This is a genomic window from Lentzea kentuckyensis (genome assembly GCF_002150765.1).
In the GTDB taxonomy this organism is placed as follows: Bacteria; Actinomycetota; Actinomycetes; order Mycobacteriales; family Pseudonocardiaceae; genus Lentzea; species Lentzea kentuckyensis.
This window is the reverse complement of record NZ_MUYM01000016.1, coordinates 185,805-202,437: the sequence shown is the minus strand read 5'-3', so window position 1 is coordinate 202,437 and position 16,633 is coordinate 185,805. Positions and strand designations below refer to the sequence as shown.

Below are 16,633 nucleotides of genomic sequence, written 5' to 3'. Positions count from 1 at the left end.
TACGTCTTTACAAAGTCAATAATTGTGTAAAGCTGACAGCGTGAGTGACATCACCGAGCTCTTACTCGATGCGGCCGCTGACCTGCTCGCGGCCCACGGTTTCCACGGCCTGCGGATGATCGAGGTCGCCACTCGCGCCGGGGTGAGCAGACAGACCGTCTACAACGAGTTCGGCAACAAGGAGGGGCTCGTCCAGGCCGTCGCGGCCCATCAGACGGAGGAGTACCTCACCGAGATCGTGACCCGCCTCAAGGAGAACCCCGACCCGTGGGACGCGATGCGGTCGGCGTTCCGGTACACCTTCGAGCGGACCGAGAAAGATCGGCTGGTGTCCGCCATCCTGACCGGCCAGGATGCCGAGGACCTGCTGCCGTTTCTCACGATTCGCGGCCATCCCGTGCTGTTCCACGCGACCGAGGTCGTCGAGCGGCACCTCAGCGAGCACTTCCCCGGCAGGCGTGTGCGGCTCACGGCGGAAACCACCGTGCGTCTAGCGTTGAGCCATCTGCTGATGCCCAGCGGCGACCTCGACAGTGCGATGGACGCCGTCGTGCGTGTGGCCAGAGCCACGATGGAGGCTTAACCCTTGTTGCAATAATCTTGCAGCAAGGGGGTGTCCGATGGTCGCTGTTTCGACGCGCTTACGTGCGGGTGCGGCGTTGCTCGGTCCGGCGTTCGTCGCCGCGATCGCGTACGTCGACCCCGGCAACGTGGCCACCAACACCGCGGCGGGTGCGCGCTACGGCTACCTGCTGGTGTGGGTGCTCGTGGTCGCGAACGTCATGGCGGGGCTCGTGCAGTACCTGTCGGCGAAGCTCGGGCTGGTCACCGGAAAGTCGTTGCCCGAGGCGGTGCGCGACCACCTGCCCCGTCCGGTGCGGCTCGCGTACTGGGGCCAGGCCGAGGTGGTCGCGATGGCGACCGATCTCGCCGAGGTGCTCGGCGGGGCCATCGCGCTCGCGCTGCTGTTCGACCTCCCGCTGCTGCTCGGCGGCGTGATCACCGGTGTCGTGTCGACGGTTTTGCTGCTGGTGCAGGACAAGCGCGGGCAGAAACCGTTCGAGCGCGTGATCACGACAATGCTGATCGTCATCGCGGTCGGGTTCATGGCGGGACTCTTCGTGTCACCGCCGTCGGTCAGCGGCGCGGTTTCCGGTCTGGTGCCGCGATTCGACGGCGCGGACAGCGTGCTGCTCGCGGCGGGCATGCTCGGGGCGACCGTCATGCCGCACGCGGTCTACCTGCACTCGGCACTGGCCAGGGACCGGCACGGCCGCAACCCCTCGGTACTCGGCGCGACGAAGATCGACGTGGTCGTCGCGATGGTGCTGGCCGGTGCGGTGAACATGGCGATGCTGTTGCTCGCGGCTTCCGCCTTGCAGGGCGTTCCCGGCGTGGACACCTTGCAAGGCGCGCACGCGGCTGTCGGTTCCACGCTGGGTGGCGGGATCGCGCTGCTGTTCGCGTTGGGTTTGCTGGCTTCGGGTTTCGCGTCGACGGCCGTCGGTTGCTACGCGGGCGCGGTGGTGATGGACGGGCTGCTGCGGGTGCGGATTCCGTTGCTGGCACGCCGTTTGGTGACGCTCGTACCGGCGCTCGCGATCCTGGCGTTCGGTGTCGATCCGACGTTCGCGTTGGTGCTGTCGCAGGTCGTGCTGTCGTTCGGCATCCCGTTCGCGCTGGTGCCTTTGGTCTGGCTGACCGCGCGCCGATCCGTGATGGGCTCGTTCACGAACCGGCGCTCGGTCACCTTCGCCGCCTGCGTCGTGGCGTTCGCGGTGGTGGTGCTGAACGTGGCGTTGATCTACTTGACGATGTCCGCGTAGCTCACGCCGAGCTGGTACAGCGCTTCCTCCAGCGTGCGCATGACCTCCAGAGTGTTCTGCCAGGTGATCGCGGGGCTTTCGGTCAGGCCGGCGGCGACGTACTCCTCGACCGCGCGGATCTGGTGCGTGTAGCCGTCGTCCTCGATGGTGTGCTCGACGCCGTTGATCGTCGCCTTCGTCGCGTTGAACATCGGCTCGGCGATGTCGATCCGGCCCTTGGTGCCGACGATGTCCGCGGTGCAGCCGATGTTCGCGACGAGCGAGCAGCTCAGCAACGCGTGCACACCGCCGGGATACCCGAGCAGCAGGCCGGCGTCCGAGTCCACATCGGACGGTGCCTTGCCGCCCCAGGCCCGGATCTCCAGCGGAACCCCGAGCAGCATGTGCGCGAGCGCGACCGGGTAGACGCCGAGGTCGAGCAGCGCGCCGCCGCCGGCCTCCTTGGCCCAGAGCCGGTGGTCGGGGTCGAACCCGAGCGCGAAGCCGAAGGTGGCGCGCAAGGAGCGGACCTCGCCGATCTCACCGTTGCGGACGGCCTCGTGGACCTTGCGGATCAACGGGTTGAACCGCGTCCACATGGCTTCCATGAGGAAGAGGTTCTTCTCCTTCGCCTTGTCGATCATCTCCTCGGCCTGGGCGACCGTCAGCGCGAACGCCTTCTCGCACAGGACGTGCTTGCCGGCGTCGAGCGCGGCGAGCGTGACCTCGTGGTGCTGGCCGTGCGGCGTGGCGATGTAGACGACCTCGACATCGGGATCAGCGAGCAGTTCGCGGTAGTCGCCGTACGCGCGCTCGATGCCGAACCGATCGGCAAACGCTTGCGCCCTCGTGACGTCGCGTGAGGACACGGCCAGAACCGTGACACCCTCGACTTTCAGCATGTCGGCGGTCACGGTCTGCGCGATTCCACCGGTAGCGATCACACCCCACTTCATGAGGTGAGCTTAGATTGGAAGTATGCGCCTCATCCTGAACGTGATCTGGCTGGTGCTCGCCGGGTTCTGGATGGCCGTCGGCTACGCGGTCGCCGGCCTCATCTGCTGCATCCTGATCATCACGATCCCGTGGGGCATCGCGTCGTTCCGCATCGCGAACTACGCGCTCTGGCCGTTCGGCCGCGAGGTCGTGGAGAAGCCGGGTGCCGGCACCGGGTCGTTGCTGGGCAACATCATCTGGATCATCGTCGCCGGCCTCTGGCTCGCCATCGGCCACGTCCTCACCGGCATCGCGCTGTGCGTCACGATCATCGGCATCCCGCTCGGCCTGGCCAACTTCAAGCTGGTGAAGGTCTCGCTGGTGCCGCTGGGCAAGGAGATCGTCGAGGTTCCGTGAGGGTCTCCCGCGTCCGCCGGGGGCAGTCGCGGGAGACCACTTGCGCAGGCACCAGCCGTCAGGCGTCGTCGCCCAGCAGCTCGTGCAGGCACAGGATGTTGCCCTCGGTGTCGGTGAACCAGGCCGCGCGCTCGGTGCCCATGACCGCGATGTGGTTGGTCGTCTTGAAGTCGGGCAGGTCGTAGTCCTCGAAGTGGACGCCCTTGTTCTCGAGCTCGCGGATCTCGTCCTCGAGGTTCGGCACCTCGAAGCTGAGGACCGTGTGCGCGGTCTGCGCACCCTTTTCCGCAGGCATCAGACCCAGCGCGTCGCCCTGGCCGAGCTCGAAGATGCGCGTGCCGTCGGGGGCGGTGGTGATGGGCTTGAGACCGAGCATGTCCGCGTAGAAGCGTCCGGCGCGGTCGGAGTCTTCGACGGGCAGCATCGTGGTGGTCTTGGTGGCGGTGAGCATGCGCGCCTCCTTCTGGCGGAATCCATCGATGTTGCGCGCGTCACACTCCGTCCACAAGGGTCTTTCCGCCCGTCGCCCGCAGTAGTTCCCCGGACACGGCCGGAGGTCAGTCAGCGAGCCCAGCGCCGACGATCGCCTTGATGTGGTCGAGGTCGGAGCCCCGCCCGGTCGGGTTCAGCGAGTAGACCACGCGGTGACGCAGGTCCCGCGTGGCGAAGAACCCGTTGTCCCAGCCGGGGCGCGAGCCGGTCTTGCCCCACGCGTACTCCCCGCTCGGCAGCCGGTAACGCATCAGCCCACCCACGCTGTAGCAAGCCTCGGTGCCGAAGCAGTACCTCGTGTTGGTCGCCGCTCCTGGCACGTTCGGCACGTCGAACAGCAGCTTCTGCTCAGCAGGAGGCAGCAGGCGGCCCTGGAACAGCGCGACGAGGAAGCGGTCCAGGTCGGCGGCCGTGGAGATCACGCCGCCCTCCGCCCACGGGTACGGGCTCTGCTCGGTCACGTCGTCCCCGCCGACGTACACCCGCGCGTGGGGCGAGGGGATCGCCGGGCCGTCGGGAAGACTCGTGTGCCGCAGTCGCAGCGGCCGGATGATCCGCCGCTCCAGTTCGCAGGCGAAGGAGTGGCCGGTGACCTCCTCGACGAGCAGGCCGAGAACGAGCGAGTTGAGCCCGTTGTACTGCTGCTCGGAGCCGGGTGCGGGCGGCACGGCGGTGGCCGCCGCGAACGAGGCGCGCAGGGCGTCGCGAGGCGACACGGACCTGAGCCACCACCCGGGACCGTCCAGCGGACTCGGAGCCGCGGCCGGCTTGGGCAGGCCGCTGGTGTGGTCGAGGAGCTGGCGCACGGTCACGCCGTCGTACTGGCGGGGCATCAGTTCCGGGACGTAGCGGTGGGCCGGCGCGTCGAGGTCGACGCGGTGTTCGGCGACGAGCTGGAGCACCACGGTGCTGGTGAACACCTTGGTGACGCTGCCGATCCGGAAGTGCGCGTCGGCGGTGACCGGACCGGCCGCGGCCCCTGCGCCGTCGTGTCTGACCAGCGCGCCCGCCACGACGTCGTCCGGCAGCCGGTCGAGGACTCCGCGCACGCCGGGACCCACGGACGTCGCGGCGGTCGCGGGGAACGCGGCGCCGATCGCGAGGGTGGTGGCCAGGACTGCGGAGGTGATGCGTTTGCGCATGGTGGACGGCTCCGGGGAAAGGATCAAGGTGGCGGCGCCGACTCTGCCGCGCCGGGCCGCCGGCGCCCATCGGTGATCACCCCGGTCGGTCCCTGATCCACCCCTGACCACCTCAGAGGGCGATGAGTCCGGCCTTGGTCGGGGAGAACCCGCAGGCCTGGAGGTAGAACTCGCTCAGGTGGTCGTCGAAGTCGACGTGGAGCCACTCGCAGCCGACGGCCCGGACGTGCGGCACGGCGGTCCGGATCAGCGCGGTACCGACACCACGGCGCCGAGCCCGCGCGGACACCATCGTGTCGATGACGAAGGCGTGCACACCGCCGTCCCAAGCGATGTTCACGAACCCCATCAGCCGGCCGGCCTCCTGGGCGCACACCCAGCCGAGGCTGTGCCGGTTCACCTGCGCTCGCCAGTCGTCGTCCAGCAACTCGTGTTCGAAGCATTCGGCGTGCAGTGCGTTGACCGCCGCGTTGTCGACCTCGCCCCGCCACTCGTAGGTGATCACTAGGCGTGCTCGACGCTGTCGTCCAGGCTCAGCAGTTCCACGGCCTTCGCCCGCATCTCCACCTTGCGGACCTTGCCCGTGACCGTCATCGGGAACTCCTCCACCACGTGCACGTACCGCGGGACCTTGTAGTGGGCCAGCTTGCCGGTGCAGAACTCGCGGACGGCCTCGGCGGTCAGCGGCTCGGCGCCCTCGCGCAGGCGGACCCAGGCCATGAGCTCCTCGCCGTACTTCGCGTCGGGCACGCCGATCACCTGCGCGTCGAGCACGTCCGGGTGGGTGTAGAGGAACTCCTCGATCTCGCGGGGATAGATGTTCTCGCCGCCGCGGATGACCATGTCCTTGATCCGGCCGGTGATGTTCACGTAGTCGTCGTCGTCCATCACCGCGAGGTCGCCGGTGTGCATCCAGCCCGCCTGGTCCACCGCCTCGGCCGTTTTCTCGGGCTCGTTCCAGTAGCCGAGCATGACGGAGTAGCCCCGCGTGCACAGCTCCCCCGGCACCCCACGCGCAACCGTGAGGCCCGTTTCCGGGTCGACCACCTTGACCTCGAGGTGCGGACCGACCCGGCCGACCGTCCCGACTCGACGGTCGAGTGAGTCGTCGATGCGCGTTTGCGTTGACACCGGCGAGGTTTCGGTCATGCCGTAGCAGATCGAGACCTCGCGCATGCCCATGCGGTCGACGACCTGCTTCATCACCTCGACCGGGCACGGGGAGCCGGCCATGATGCCGGTGCGCAGGCTGCTCAGGTCGTAACCGTCGACCAGGTCGAGCATCGCGATGAACATCGTCGGCACGCCGTAGAGGCTGGTACAGCGCTCTTCCTGAACCGCCGCAAGGGTTTTGACCGGGTCGAACGCCGGCGCGGGGATCACCACGCAGGCGCCGTGGCTGGTGGCGGCGAGGTTGCCCATGACCATGCCGAAGCAGTGGTAGAACGGCGGCACCACGCAGATGCGGTCGTGCTCGGTGTAGTTGATCAGCTCGCCGACGAAGTAGCCGTTGTTGAGGATGTTGTGGTGGCTGAGCGTCGCGCCCTTGGGGAATCCCGTGGTGCCGGAGGTGTACTGGATGTTGATCGGGTCGTCGCGGTCCAGCTCGACGTCCGGGATCTCGGTGCCGGTCCACTGTGGATCGTCGACGAACACCACGTGCCGCAACGCCTCACACCGCGGCCGGACCTCTTCGATCATCGCGGCGTAGTCGGAGGTCTTGAACGTGCGCGCGGACACCAGCGTGTGGATGCCGGCCTGGTTCAGCACGTACTCCAGCTCGTGCACCCGGTACGCCGGGTTGACGTTGACCAGGATCGCGCCGATCCGGGCCGTCGCGTACTGCACGAACACCCACTCGGCGCAGTTCGGCGCCCAGATCCCGACCCGGTCGCCCTTGCGCACGCCGAGGCTGGTGAGCCCGGCCGCCGCTTTGTCGACCTCGGCCGAGAGCTCGGCGTAGGTCCACCGTCGATCTGTGGCCTTGTCGACAAGTGCCTCACGATCACCGAAACGCGCGACGGTCGCGGCGAAGTTCGCGTGGATCGTGTCGCCCAGCAGCGGGGCGGCGGAGGTGCCCGAGGAGTAGCTGGCGGTCATCTGCCTGACCGTAGTCAGGCTCCGGCGTATGGCAAGGGGACGACCAGGCACGGACCGCCGCTGTAGAGGCCGGCGTCGATCGCCAGCACCTTGTCGTCGGCGTACACGAGCGGCCCGTCGATCTGCTCCGGCGGCACCCCGAGCTGGTCCGCGATGACGCTGTGGCCGTGCACGATCTTGCTGCCGCCAAGGGTCGCGAGCAGCTCATCCGCGATTTCGGGCCCCTGTGGACCACGGAACGCGTACCGGGTCGTCATCTTGCGCCAGCACTCCCACCAGTCGACGAGGTCGTCGCCCTTGAGCACCTGCCGAACGGCCTCGTTGACCTCCTCGATCGAGGACCCCCATTCGAGGTAGGCCACCGTGTCGGAGTGCATCAGCAGGTGCTCGTCGCGCAGCTTCAGCACCGGTCTGCTGGTGAGCCACTCGACGTGCTCCTCGGTCAGCCGGTCCTGGTCGCTGCGCAGCCCGCCGTTGAGCAGCCAGCTGCGCGCGAACGACCGCGGCCCCAGGCTGTCCGGCACCTGGTCGTCGCCGAACCGGTGCATGCCGAGCAGCAGCACCTCGTGGTTGCCGATCAACGAGTTGACCGACCCACCCGCCTCGGCCGCCTCCTCGCCGAGGCGCATGACCAGGTCGATCACGCCCACGCCGTCCGGCCCGCGGTCCACGAAGTCGCCGAGGAACCACAGTTCGGCCTCGCCGCCCGCCCAGTGCCCTTCCTCGTCGCACAGTTCGGCGACGTGCAGGGCCCTGGTCAGTTCGGCGAGGTGCCCGTGCACGTCGCCCACGACGTACATCGAGCGTCGATCCGTGTCCACGTCCGCGACGATAGGTGATTTGTCCTCGCGCGTCAGTGGGCAGCCCAGTTCACGCCGTCGCCGGGCTCTGCAGGACGCGGTCCCAGTCGACGGTCCTGGCCCAGTCGGCGTAGCTGTGCCAGGTCACGTCGGGGTGGTCGGCGTGCAGGGTCTCGATGTCGAGGAAGTCGGTGTTGTCCTCGAACCGCTGGAACATGTCGGCGATCTCGTCGCCGGCCCACTGGCGGACCTGCGGCAACGGCAGCTGCCGGTAGGGAATCTCACGCCCGAGCACGTCGCTGAGGATCCCGGCCGCCTGTTCGCCGGTCACCCGATCGGAGGCGATGTCGATCCGCTTGCCGATGAACCGGTCCGGCTGCTCGACGGCGTGCACGGCGAGACCGGCGATGTCCCTGACGGTGACCTGGTCCAGTGGCTTGCCCGCGGAGAGCGGGTTGACCAGGACACCGTCGGTGAGGCGGCTGAAGCCGACGTTGAGCACGTTCTCCATGAAGTACACCGGCCCCAGAACCGTCGCCCGGACCTGCTGACCACGCAGGTAGGCCTCCACGAGCTGCTTGCTGTCGGCGTGGTCGATGTCGGTCGCCGTCAGCCGGTCGGCGCCACGCACCGAGGAGTAGACGAGGTGCGCGTCGGTCTTCGCCGCGACATCGACCAGGAGACGACCTTGGGCGACTTCCTCGTCCTTGCCGCCGGAGCCGAACGGCACGGACAGCCCGAAGATCGCGTCAGCTCCTCGTGCGGCACGAGCGAGTGCCTGCGGATCAGCCAGGTCGCCGGTGACCAGCCGGGCGCCGGCGGTGGACAGCGCCTGTGCGGATGGCGACTCGGGCGAACGCACGTAGGCGGTGACGTCGTGGCCGTGGTCGAGCAGGAGCTCGGCGACGGCGCCGCCCTGCTTCCCGGTGGCGCCGATGACGAGAACGGAGGTCACGAATGCTCCTTGATCGCGTTTGGTGGACGAACGCGATCCTCTGGCCTCAACTTTGGTTGAGGTCAAGTGCTACGTTCCCGGCCATGCCGAGGGCGCACACCACGTTCCACGAACTCACCGTCGGACAGGTCGCCGAGCGCAGTGGTGTCGCGATCTCCGCGCTGCACTTCTACGAGCGCCAGGGCCTCATCCGCAGCGCCCGGACAGCGAGCAACCAGCGCCGGTACAGCCGCGACACACTGCGCCGGGTCGCCTTCATCAAGACCTCGCAGAACGTCGGCATCCCGCTGGCGACGATCCGGGCAGCCCTGGACCAGCTGCCCAGCGAACGCACGCCGACACGCGAGGACTGGACACGCCTGTCCAAGGGATGGCGCGTCATCCTCGACGCGCGGATCGCCCAGCTGCACGCGCTGCGGGACACCCTCGACGACTGCATCGGCTGCGGCTGCCTCTCACTGCGGTCGTGCCACCTGAGGAACCCGCGCGACGTGCTGGGCCGCGAAGGGCCCGGCGCACGCCGTCTGCCGCCACCGTCCGAACGTCAGCCGGACCAGTCGCCGAACGGGTCCTGAGAGTGACCGACCAGCTCGGCGATCGACTTGAGCACGCGCGTCGGCCGGTACGGGTACATCTCCGCGTGCTCCGAGGTGAAGATCCCGGACAGCACGAGGATGGTCGACAGACCGGCCTCCAGGCCCGAACGCACGTCGGTGTCCATCCGGTCGCCGATCATCAGCGCGTTCTCCGAGTGCGAGCCCAGCGCGCGCAACGCCGACCTCATCATCAACGGGTTCGGCTTGCCCACGTAGTAGGGCTCACGGCCGGTGGCGCGCTCGATCAACGCCGCCACGGCTCCGGTCGCGGGCAGCGAGCCCTCCCTCGAAGGCCCGGTCGCGTCCGGGTTGGTCGCGATGAACTTCGCGCCCTCCTCGACCAGGCGGATGGCCTTGGTGATGGCGGTGAAGCTGTAGGTGCGGGTCTCGCCGAGCACGACGTAGTCCGGGTCGCGGTCGGTCAGCACGTAGCCGATCTCGTGCAGCGCGGTGGTCAGGCCGGCCTCGCCGATCACGAAGGCCGAGCCGTTCGGGCGCTGCGAGTCCAGGAACCTGGCCGTGGCCAGCGCGGACGTCCAGATCGACTGTTCCGGGATGTCCAGGCCGGTGCGCTGCAGCCGGGCGCGCAGGTCCCGTGGCGTGTAGATGGAGTTGTTGGTGAGCACGAGGAACGGGGTCTCGGAAGCGCGCAGCTCCGCGACGAACTCGTCCGCTCCGGGGATCAGGTGCTCCTCGTGCACGAGGACGCCGTCCATGTCCATCAAGTAGTGCCACATGGACTAAGTATCGATCACGCGCTTGCGGAACGTCTCGATCTGGACCTGGAGATAACGCTCGATAACCTGGAGCTCGTCGTCGCCGAAGTGGCTGAGCACCTCGATCAGGCTCTGCCGGGCCACCTCGAAGAGCTGACCGAACTTCTCCACGTCGCCGACCGTGACCTCGACCAACACCTTGCGGCGGTCGTGCGGATCTCGGACACGGCGGACGAAACCGGCACGTTCGAGGCGGTCGATCACGCCCGTGACGGCTCCGGTGGAGAGGCCGGAGAGTTCGGCGATCCGGCCCGCGGTGACCGGTCCATCGGCCCTCATGATGAGATCGATGCACTTCTCGTCGGTCGCGGACACGCCCATCTTCTCGGCGATCTTCGAGTGGAACATGACGGTGAGCGCGCTCTGCTCACGCATGTACCAGGTGAACCTCTCGAGCACTTCAGGTTCCATGTCGAACATCTTAGCCACTAAGACAATTCCTTGTGACAGTGCTCCAAACGGGCGGAACGTGAGAAACCTCGTTTGTGGAGGCATCTACAAGGGGTTGTTCATTAAGCTAAATAAGGTGACAGCAGTGGACCTGGGACTACCCATCGTGCGCGGCACCCCTGACGTGTCCGCACGACCGGACTCGCCTCTGCTCGTCGACCGGTTCGGCCGGGTGGCGACGGACCTGCGCGTGTCGCTGACCGACCGCTGCAACCTGCGCTGCACGTACTGCATGCCGGCCGAGGGGCTCGACTGGCTGCAGAAGGACGAGCTCCTCACCGACGCCGAGCTGATCCGGCTCATGCGGATCGCGGTGGTCGACCTGGGCGTCACGGACATCCGGTTCACGGGCGGCGAGCCGTTGCTGCGGCGCGGCCTGGAGCACGTCATCGCCGCGACGGCCGAGCTGGAGCCGCGGCCGCGGATGTCGATGACGACGAACGGCATCGGGCTGTCCCGCCGGGCGAAGTCGCTCAAGGCGGCGGGCCTGAACCGGATCAACGTCTCGCTCGACACCCTCGACCCCGACCGGTTCGCGACGCTGACCAGGCGCGACCGCATCACGGACGTGCTGGACGGGCTGGACGCCGCCCGTGAGGCCGGGCTGGAGCCGGTGAAGGTCAACTCCGTGCTGATGCGCGGGTTGAACGAGGACGAGGCCGTGCCGCTGCTGCGCTTCTGCGTCGAGAACGGCTACCAGCTGCGGTTCATCGAGCAGATGCCGCTGGACGCACAGCACGGTTGGACGCGCACGAACATGGTGACGGCCGACGAGATCCTCACGAAGCTCTCGACCGCGTACACCCTCACGCCCGAGGAAACCCCTCGCGGCGGTGCGCCCGCCGAGCGCTGGCTGGTCGACGGCGGACCCTCGGTCGTCGGCGTGATCGCGTCGGTGACCAGGCCGTTCTGCGCCGCGTGCGACCGCACCCGGCTCACCTCCGACGGTCAGATCCGCAACTGCCTGTTCAGCCAGGGCGAGACCGACCTGCGCACGCTGCTGCGCGACGGCAGCCCCGACGAGGCGATCGCCGACGCCTGGCGTGCCACCATGTGGGCCAAAGCGGCCGGTCACGGCATCAACGACGCGGGCTTCCACCAGCCGGACCGTCCCATGAGCGCCATCGGAGGATGACTGTGACATCCCTGCCCGGGACGGCCGTCAAGATCCGCTACTTCGCGGGTGCGCGCGCTGCGGCCGGGGTGGCCGACGAGGACCTGCTGCTCGACGCCTCCGAACCCACCGTGGCGCTCGTGGTGAGCACCATCGGTGAACGGCACGGCTCCCAGCTCGGCAAGGTCCTCGCCGCGTCCAGCTTCCTGCTGGACGGCGTCGCGGTGCGCGACACGTCGACGCGCGTGCCCGCGGGCTCTCAGCTGGACGTGCTGCCGCCGTTCGCCGGCGGCTGAGCGGCCAGGAACGCCTCCGCCTGAGCCACCACGGCGCCCTGTTCACGTGACCGGGCCAGCTCCAGCGCCTCGCGTGCCACTGCCGCGTCACCTGTCGCCTCGGCCAGCGCGAGCAACGCCGGTGACTCCAGCAGCAGGTCGTCGCTGTCCCGCACGTCCCGCAAGAGTTCCTCGGCCAGCGCCCGGTCATGCCTCGCGAGCTGCAGCTGTGCCTTGCGCCGGCCAACCGGGTGGTCGACCTCGTTCGCCATCTCGATCGCCGCCGTCAGGTCTCCCAGCACGACCAGCGCCTCGACCTCGATGCGGGCGTCCTCGACCTTCCGCGCCGCCTCGATGCTCGCCAGCGCCAAGGTCCGCGCCCGCTCGCGGTCACCGGCCTTCGCGGCTGTGTCCGCGAGGTTGACCAGCACGTTCGGCGTCGAGAACGGCGCCACGATCGTCTCCTGGTAGAAGGTCAACGCAGCCTCCAGGTGCCGCTGCGCGTCGTCGAACTCCCCCAGTTCGAGGTGGGCGACGCCGAGACCCTCGGCGGCGGCAGCGACCTTGAGCAGGAGTCCGTGCTCCTCCGACAGCCGTCTGGCCTCCTCGAAGAGCTCGATCGCCCTGCGCAGCTCGCCGCGGATACCCGCCATCGAGCCGAGATTGCCCAGCACGGTCACCTGCAGGTCCGGATATCCCCCTGACATTCGCAACGCGTGCTCCAGGTCCGCCACCGCACCGGTGACATCGCCGATGTCCCGCCGCAGCAAACCCATGTTGTTGAGCAACGTCGCCCGCATGTGATCCGTCGTGGCCAGCTCGTACGCCGCGCCGTAGGTCTCCAGCGCCTCGGCATAGGCCCCCCGGAACCAGTGGATCTCGCCGACCCCGTTGAGCATCGCCGCCTCGCGGACCACGTCTCCCGCCGCGCGCGCCGACGCCAGGCCGGCGGTCAGCGTCATGGCCAACTCCGACCGGTAGCCGCCGGAAGTGAGGTAGGCGCGCAAGGTGTCGGCGAGCTGGCTCGCGAACGGATGCGGCGCGACCTGCACCGCCGCCACGAGCACCGAACGTTTCGCGTCGAGCCACGCACGCGCCTCGTCCGCGGTCGCGAACGACCGGCCCTCGACGTCGACCGGCAACGGATCCAGCCGTTTCATCGTCGGGTAGACGAGTTCGGCGGCAACACGTGCGGTGGCCAGGTAGAAGGACAGCAGTCGGCGCAGAGCCGGTGCCGCTTCCGCGCCCACCTGCTCGGAGGCGAAGAGCCGGATCAGGTCGTGCAGCTGGAACCGTTCTCCCGCTTGCTGGACGAGCCCTGCCCGCACCAGCACGCCCATCAGCGTTGCACTGTCCTCAGTGGACAAATCACCGATGACGGCAGCGGACCGCACGCCGAAGTCGGTTCCCGGGTGCACGCTGAGCAGTCCGAACAACCGGCGCGCCTCGGCCGGCAGCGCCGTGTAGGACAGGTCGAACGCCGCCCGCACCGCCGCGTCGCCCTCGATCTCCAGCGCGTCCAGCCGGCCGTCGCCGCGGAGCTCGGCCAGGTAGTCGGGCAGGTGCCGATCAGCGAGGTGCGCGCCCGCGATCCGCAACGCCAGCGGCAGGTTCGCGCACAGCCTGATCAGCTCGGCGCGCTCCTCCGCCGAACCGTCGATCTTCCACCAGTCGAGCAGCGTGCCGGCCTCCGCCTCGGCCAGCACGTCCAGCCGGACCTGGCCCTCCAGGTCGTTGCGGCTGGTCACGATGGCCGTGCAGCCCTCCACGTCCGGTATCAGTGGACTGAGCTCCGCCGCGTTGTCGAGCACCACCAACACTCGGCGGCCGCGCAGCTTCGACCGGTAGAGCTCGACCTGCTCGTCGCGTTCGAGCGGCACCCGCTCCGGCGGCACCCCGAGTGCCCGCAGGAACCGGCCCAGCGCCTGCTCGACGGTGACCGCCGGTCCGGTCGCGAACCCACGCAGGTTGACGTGCAGCTGACCGTCCGGAAACCGGTCCCGGACGCGGTGCGCGAGTTTGATCGCGAGCGCGGTCTTGCCGACGCCGGGCGGGCCGGTGATCACCACGACCGGCGCGTCCGTCGCGGCCAGCACGGACAACGCGGCGAGTTCCTCGTCCCTGCCCACGAAATCCGGCAGGTCGGCGGGCAGCTGCGCCGGACCGGGCCCACGCGCCACGAGCCGGTAGCCGGTGGCGTCCGTGACGATCTCGTCGTCGGTCGACTGCCGCAGCCGGTGGACCAGCGAACGAAGGGCGGCCAGCGGATTGACGGGCGGCTCGTCACCCCAGACCGCCTGGACGAGATCCGCGAACAACACCGGTTGGCCCGCCCTGGCAGCCAGCGCCCGGTGCAGTGCGATCAGCCGAGGCTCCTTGCTCATATGACCATCATCCGGCAGCGGCCCCGCGCAGGAACGCCTGTGCACGGGCAACCACGGCTCCCTGCTCGCGCGACCGGGCCAGCTCCAGCGCCTCCCCGGCCAGGACCACGTCGCCGGTCACCTCTGCCAGCACCAGCACGGCCGGGGCCTCCAGCAACAGGTCGCCGTTGTCCCGCACGTCCCGCACCAGCTCTTCCGCGAGTGCTCGATCATGCCTGGCGAGTTTCAGCTGCGCCTTCCGCCGCGCCACCGGGTAGCCGATCCGGTCTGCCAGCTCGACCGCCGCCTGCAGCTCCTCCAGCACGACCAGCGCATCGGCCTCGGCCCGGAGATCGCCGAACTTCCGTGCCGTTTCGAGGCTCCGCAGCGCCAACGTCCTGGCCTGCTCGGGGTCACCCGTTTCCGCGGCCACCACAGCCAGGTTGAAGAGCACGTTCGGCTCGCCTTCCGCCGCCCCGCTCTCCTGGTAGCCGGCCCGTGCGGCCTCCAGGTGGCGCCGTGCCTCGTCGAACTCCCCGAGCTCGCAGTGAGCGATGCCGATGCCCTCGTCGGCGATGGCCAGGTTGATCGTGGAACCGGTCGCCTCCACGATCAACCTGGCCTCCTCGAAGTGCGCGATCGCCGTGCGGAGCTCGGCGCGGGCACCGCGGATCGTGCCCAGGTTGAACAACATGGCCGCGAGAACGCCGGGCTCGTCGGGGCCCAGGCGCCACAGTCGTACCGCTTCTCCCAGGTCTGCCAGCGCACCGGTGAGATCACCGGTGTCCCGCTTCACCAGCCCCCTGTTGTTGAGCACCGAGGCCCTCGAACGATCCGAGGTGGTCAGCTCGACCGCCTCGCCGAACGACGCCAGCGCCTCGTCGTACTCTCCCAGCATCCACCGGAGGTGGCCGCGTCCGTTGTGCATCGCCGCCTGACAGACGACATCGCCCGCCGCGCGTGCCGACGCGAGACCCGTCGCCAGCAACATCTTCAGCTCCGGCCGGTAGCCGCCGTAGTGGAGGTAGCCGCGCAACGAGTCGGCGAGGTGGCTCGCGAACGGGTGTGGCGCGACCTGCACCGCCGCCACGAGCGCCGCGCGTTTCGCATCGAGCCACGCCCGTGCGTCGTCGGCAGTGGCGAACGCGAGTCCCTCGACGTCCAGCGGCAGCGGGTCCATCCGTTTGACCGAGGGGGTGGCGAGTTCGGCGGCGGTGCACGCGGTGGCCAGGTAGAAGGACAACAGCCGACGCAAGGCGGCGGGTCCGTCGGCACCGACCTGTTCCGAGGCGAAGAGCCGGATCAGGTCGTGCAGCTGGAACCGCTCTCCTGCCTGCTGCACGAGCCCTGCGCGCACCAGCACGCCCACCTGCCGCGCACTGTCCTCAGTGGACAGGTGACCGAGCACGGCCGCGTCCGTCACGTCGAAGTCCGTGCCGGGGTACACACCGAGCAGCCGGAACAACCGGCGCGCGTCGTCCGGCAACGACTGGTAGGACAGCTCGAAAGCCGCCCGCACCGCCGTGTCGCCCTCGATCTCCAGCGCGTCCAGCCGGTGGTCGCCGCGGAGCTCGGCCAGGTAGTCGGGCAGGTGCCGGTCGGTGAGGTGCGCGCCCGCGATGCGCAACGCCAGCGGCAGATGCGCGCACAACCTGATCAGTTCGGCGCGCTCCGCCGGTGTCCCCTCGATCTCCCACCGGTCGAGCAACGCGCGAGCGTCCTCATCGGCCAGCACCTCCAGCCTGGTCTGGCCGGGGAGATCGTTGCGGCTGGTCACGATGGCCGCGCAGCCGTCGACCTCCGGTACGAGCGGGCTCAGTTCGGTGGCGTTGTCGAGCACCACCAGCACCCGGCGGCCACGCAGCTTCGACCGGTAGAGCTCGACCTGCTCGTCGCGTTCGAGCGGCACCCGCTCCGGCGGCACCCCGAGCGAGCGCAGGAACCGGCCCAGCGCCTGCTCGACGGTCACCGCCGGCCCCGTCGCGAACCCGCGCAGGTTGACGTGCAGCTGACCGTCCGGGAACCGGTCCCGGACGCGGTGCGCGAGTTTGATCGCGAGCGCGGTCTTGCCCACGCCGGGCGGGCCGGTGATCGCGAGCACCGGATCGTCCGAAGTGGACAGTGCGGCGAGCTTGTCCTCCCGTCCGACGAAGTCCGGCAGGTCCGCGGGCAGCTGAGCCGGGCCGGACGGACGCACGACGAGCCGGTAGCCGGAGACGTCGGTGACGATCTCGTCGTCGACCGACTGCCGCAGCCGTTTCACGAGACTGCGCAAGGCGGGCAACGGTTTCGCCGGTGGCTCGTCACCCCAGACCGCCTGGACGAGGTCTGCGAACAACACAGGCTGGCCCGCCCTGGCGACCAGTGCCCGGTGCAGCGCGGTCGTTCGAGGTTGCTTGCTCATGTGACCAC

At 69.0% G+C, this 16,633-nt stretch carries 17 protein-coding genes; 6 read left to right on the top strand and 11 right to left on the bottom strand.

The features are described from left to right. Positions 1-40: 40 nt before the first annotated feature. Together B0F77_RS10670 and B0F77_RS10665 are read left to right on the top strand one after the other, a co-directional pair. Positions 41-583: a TetR/AcrR family transcriptional regulator gene (locus B0F77_RS10670; RefSeq protein ID WP_158102661.1), complete on the top strand. Its 543-nt coding sequence runs from the start codon at positions 41-43 to the stop codon at positions 581-583. Between the two features lie 37 nt (positions 584-620). Further along, positions 621-1,826 (top strand): Nramp family divalent metal transporter, encoded by a 1,206-nt coding sequence (locus tag B0F77_RS10665; RefSeq protein WP_086662646.1) that lies wholly within the window; start codon positions 621-623, stop codon positions 1,824-1,826. Here the strand turns inward: B0F77_RS10665 and B0F77_RS10660 are convergent. After that, on the bottom strand, positions 1,805-2,761 hold the full coding sequence (locus tag B0F77_RS10660) for a Gfo/Idh/MocA family protein (protein WP_086662645.1): 957 nt from the start codon (positions 2,759-2,761) through the stop codon (positions 1,805-1,807). The genes B0F77_RS10665 and B0F77_RS10660 overlap by 22 nt on opposite strands. Before the next feature lie 22 nt (positions 2,762-2,783). Between B0F77_RS10660 and B0F77_RS10655 the strand changes: the two genes are divergently transcribed. Continuing rightward, entirely contained in the window at positions 2,784-3,158 is a 375-nt protein-coding gene (locus tag B0F77_RS10655) for a YccF domain-containing protein (protein WP_086662644.1), read from the top strand. Positions 3,159-3,216: 58 nt separating this feature from the next. Here B0F77_RS10655 and B0F77_RS10650 read toward each other — a convergent pair whose 3' ends face one another. From B0F77_RS10650 to B0F77_RS10625, 6 genes are all read right to left on the bottom strand, one after another. Further along, positions 3,217-3,609, bottom strand: coding sequence for a VOC family protein (locus B0F77_RS10650; RefSeq protein WP_086662724.1), 393 nt, complete (start codon positions 3,607-3,609; stop codon positions 3,217-3,219). Positions 3,610-3,715: 106 nt separating this feature from the next. Beyond that, complete coding sequence (locus B0F77_RS10645) at positions 3,716-4,792, bottom strand: serine hydrolase domain-containing protein (protein WP_086662643.1); 1,077 nt, start codon at positions 4,790-4,792, stop codon at positions 3,716-3,718. A 112-nt stretch (positions 4,793-4,904) separates the two neighbouring features. Further along, on the bottom strand, positions 4,905-5,297 hold the full coding sequence (locus tag B0F77_RS10640) for a GNAT family N-acetyltransferase (protein ID WP_086662642.1): 393 nt from the start codon (positions 5,295-5,297) through the stop codon (positions 4,905-4,907). Next, on the bottom strand, positions 5,297-6,892 hold the full coding sequence (locus tag B0F77_RS10635; protein ID WP_086662641.1) for an AMP-binding protein: 1,596 nt from the start codon (positions 6,890-6,892) through the stop codon (positions 5,297-5,299). Before B0F77_RS10635 ends, B0F77_RS10640 begins: the two co-directional genes overlap by 1 nt. Positions 6,893-6,906: 14 nt before the next feature. Continuing rightward, positions 6,907-7,692 (bottom strand): metallophosphoesterase, encoded by a 786-nt coding sequence (locus B0F77_RS10630; RefSeq protein ID WP_086662723.1) that lies wholly within the window; start codon positions 7,690-7,692, stop codon positions 6,907-6,909. Between the two features lie 70 nt (positions 7,693-7,762). Continuing rightward, a complete protein-coding gene (locus B0F77_RS10625; protein WP_086662640.1) occupies positions 7,763-8,647 on the bottom strand; it encodes an NmrA/HSCARG family protein in 885 nt (294 codons plus the stop codon). An 83-nt stretch (positions 8,648-8,730) separates the two neighbouring features. On the opposite strand from B0F77_RS10625, the gene soxR reads away from it, so the two are divergent. Further along, the gene (soxR, locus tag B0F77_RS10620; RefSeq protein WP_086662639.1) at positions 8,731-9,222 is read left to right on the top strand and encodes a redox-sensitive transcriptional activator SoxR; all 492 of its coding nucleotides are present in this window, start codon (positions 8,731-8,733) and stop codon (positions 9,220-9,222) included. Here the strand turns inward: soxR and B0F77_RS10615 are convergent. Further along, a complete protein-coding gene (locus B0F77_RS10615) occupies positions 9,192-9,980 on the bottom strand; it encodes an HAD-IIA family hydrolase (protein ID WP_245847937.1) in 789 nt (262 codons plus the stop codon). The two genes, soxR and B0F77_RS10615, sit on opposite strands and share 31 nt — an antisense overlap. Positions 9,981-9,983: 3 nt before the next feature. After that, positions 9,984-10,430, bottom strand: a complete 447-nt coding sequence (locus tag B0F77_RS10610; RefSeq protein ID WP_086662721.1) for a MarR family winged helix-turn-helix transcriptional regulator — start codon at positions 10,428-10,430, stop codon at positions 9,984-9,986. 115 nt (positions 10,431-10,545) lie between these two features. On the opposite strand from B0F77_RS10610, the gene moaA reads away from it, so the two are divergent. Further along, on the top strand, positions 10,546-11,604 hold the full coding sequence (moaA, locus tag B0F77_RS10605) for a GTP 3',8-cyclase MoaA (protein ID WP_245847936.1): 1,059 nt from the start codon (positions 10,546-10,548) through the stop codon (positions 11,602-11,604). Then, complete coding sequence (locus B0F77_RS10600) at positions 11,601-11,879, top strand: MoaD/ThiS family protein (protein WP_086662637.1); 279 nt, start codon at positions 11,601-11,603, stop codon at positions 11,877-11,879. Before moaA ends, B0F77_RS10600 begins: the two co-directional genes overlap by 4 nt. Here the strand turns inward: B0F77_RS10600 and B0F77_RS10595 are convergent. Beyond that, positions 11,843-14,242 (bottom strand): ATP-binding protein, encoded by a 2,400-nt coding sequence (locus tag B0F77_RS10595; protein ID WP_086662636.1) that lies wholly within the window; start codon positions 14,240-14,242, stop codon positions 11,843-11,845. The genes B0F77_RS10600 and B0F77_RS10595 overlap by 37 nt on opposite strands. 7 nt (positions 14,243-14,249) lie before the next feature. After that, positions 14,250-16,625 carry an ATP-binding protein gene (locus tag B0F77_RS10590; RefSeq protein WP_158102660.1) on the bottom strand — a complete coding sequence of 792 codons (2,376 nt, stop codon included), beginning with the start codon at positions 16,623-16,625 and terminating at the stop codon, positions 14,250-14,252. Positions 16,626-16,633: the final 8 nt, after the last annotated feature.

Bases quoted from the DNA above. Each gene is read 5' to 3' on its own strand.
- B0F77_RS10590 (WP_158102660.1), bottom strand. From the start codon at position 16,625: ATGAGCAAGCAACCTCGAACGACCGCGCTGCACCGGGCACTGGTCGCC.
- soxR (WP_086662639.1), top strand. From the start codon at position 8,731: ATGCCGAGGGCGCACACCACGTTCCACGAACTCACCGTCGGACAGGTC.
- B0F77_RS10650 (WP_086662724.1), bottom strand. From the start codon at position 3,609: ATGCTCACCGCCACCAAGACCACCACGATGCTGCCCGTCGAAGACTCC.
- B0F77_RS10655 (WP_086662644.1), top strand. From the start codon at position 2,784: ATGCGCCTCATCCTGAACGTGATCTGGCTGGTGCTCGCCGGGTTCTGG.
- B0F77_RS10610 (WP_086662721.1), bottom strand. From the start codon at position 10,430: ATGGAACCTGAAGTGCTCGAGAGGTTCACCTGGTACATGCGTGAGCAG.
- B0F77_RS10665 (WP_086662646.1), top strand. From the start codon at position 621: ATGGTCGCTGTTTCGACGCGCTTACGTGCGGGTGCGGCGTTGCTCGGT.
- B0F77_RS10635 (WP_086662641.1), bottom strand. From the start codon at position 6,892: ATGACCGCCAGCTACTCCTCGGGCACCTCCGCCGCCCCGCTGCTGGGC.
- B0F77_RS10660 (WP_086662645.1), bottom strand. From the start codon at position 2,761: ATGAAGTGGGGTGTGATCGCTACCGGTGGAATCGCGCAGACCGTGACC.
- B0F77_RS10630 (WP_086662723.1), bottom strand. From the start codon at position 7,692: ATGTACGTCGTGGGCGACGTGCACGGGCACCTCGCCGAACTGACCAGG.
- B0F77_RS10595 (WP_086662636.1), bottom strand. From the start codon at position 14,242: ATGAGCAAGGAGCCTCGGCTGATCGCACTGCACCGGGCGCTGGCTGCC.
- B0F77_RS10600 (WP_086662637.1), top strand. From the start codon at position 11,601: ATGACTGTGACATCCCTGCCCGGGACGGCCGTCAAGATCCGCTACTTC.
- B0F77_RS10645 (WP_086662643.1), bottom strand. From the start codon at position 4,792: ATGCGCAAACGCATCACCTCCGCAGTCCTGGCCACCACCCTCGCGATC.
- B0F77_RS10615 (WP_245847937.1), bottom strand. From the start codon at position 9,980: ATGTGGCACTACTTGATGGACATGGACGGCGTCCTCGTGCACGAGGAG.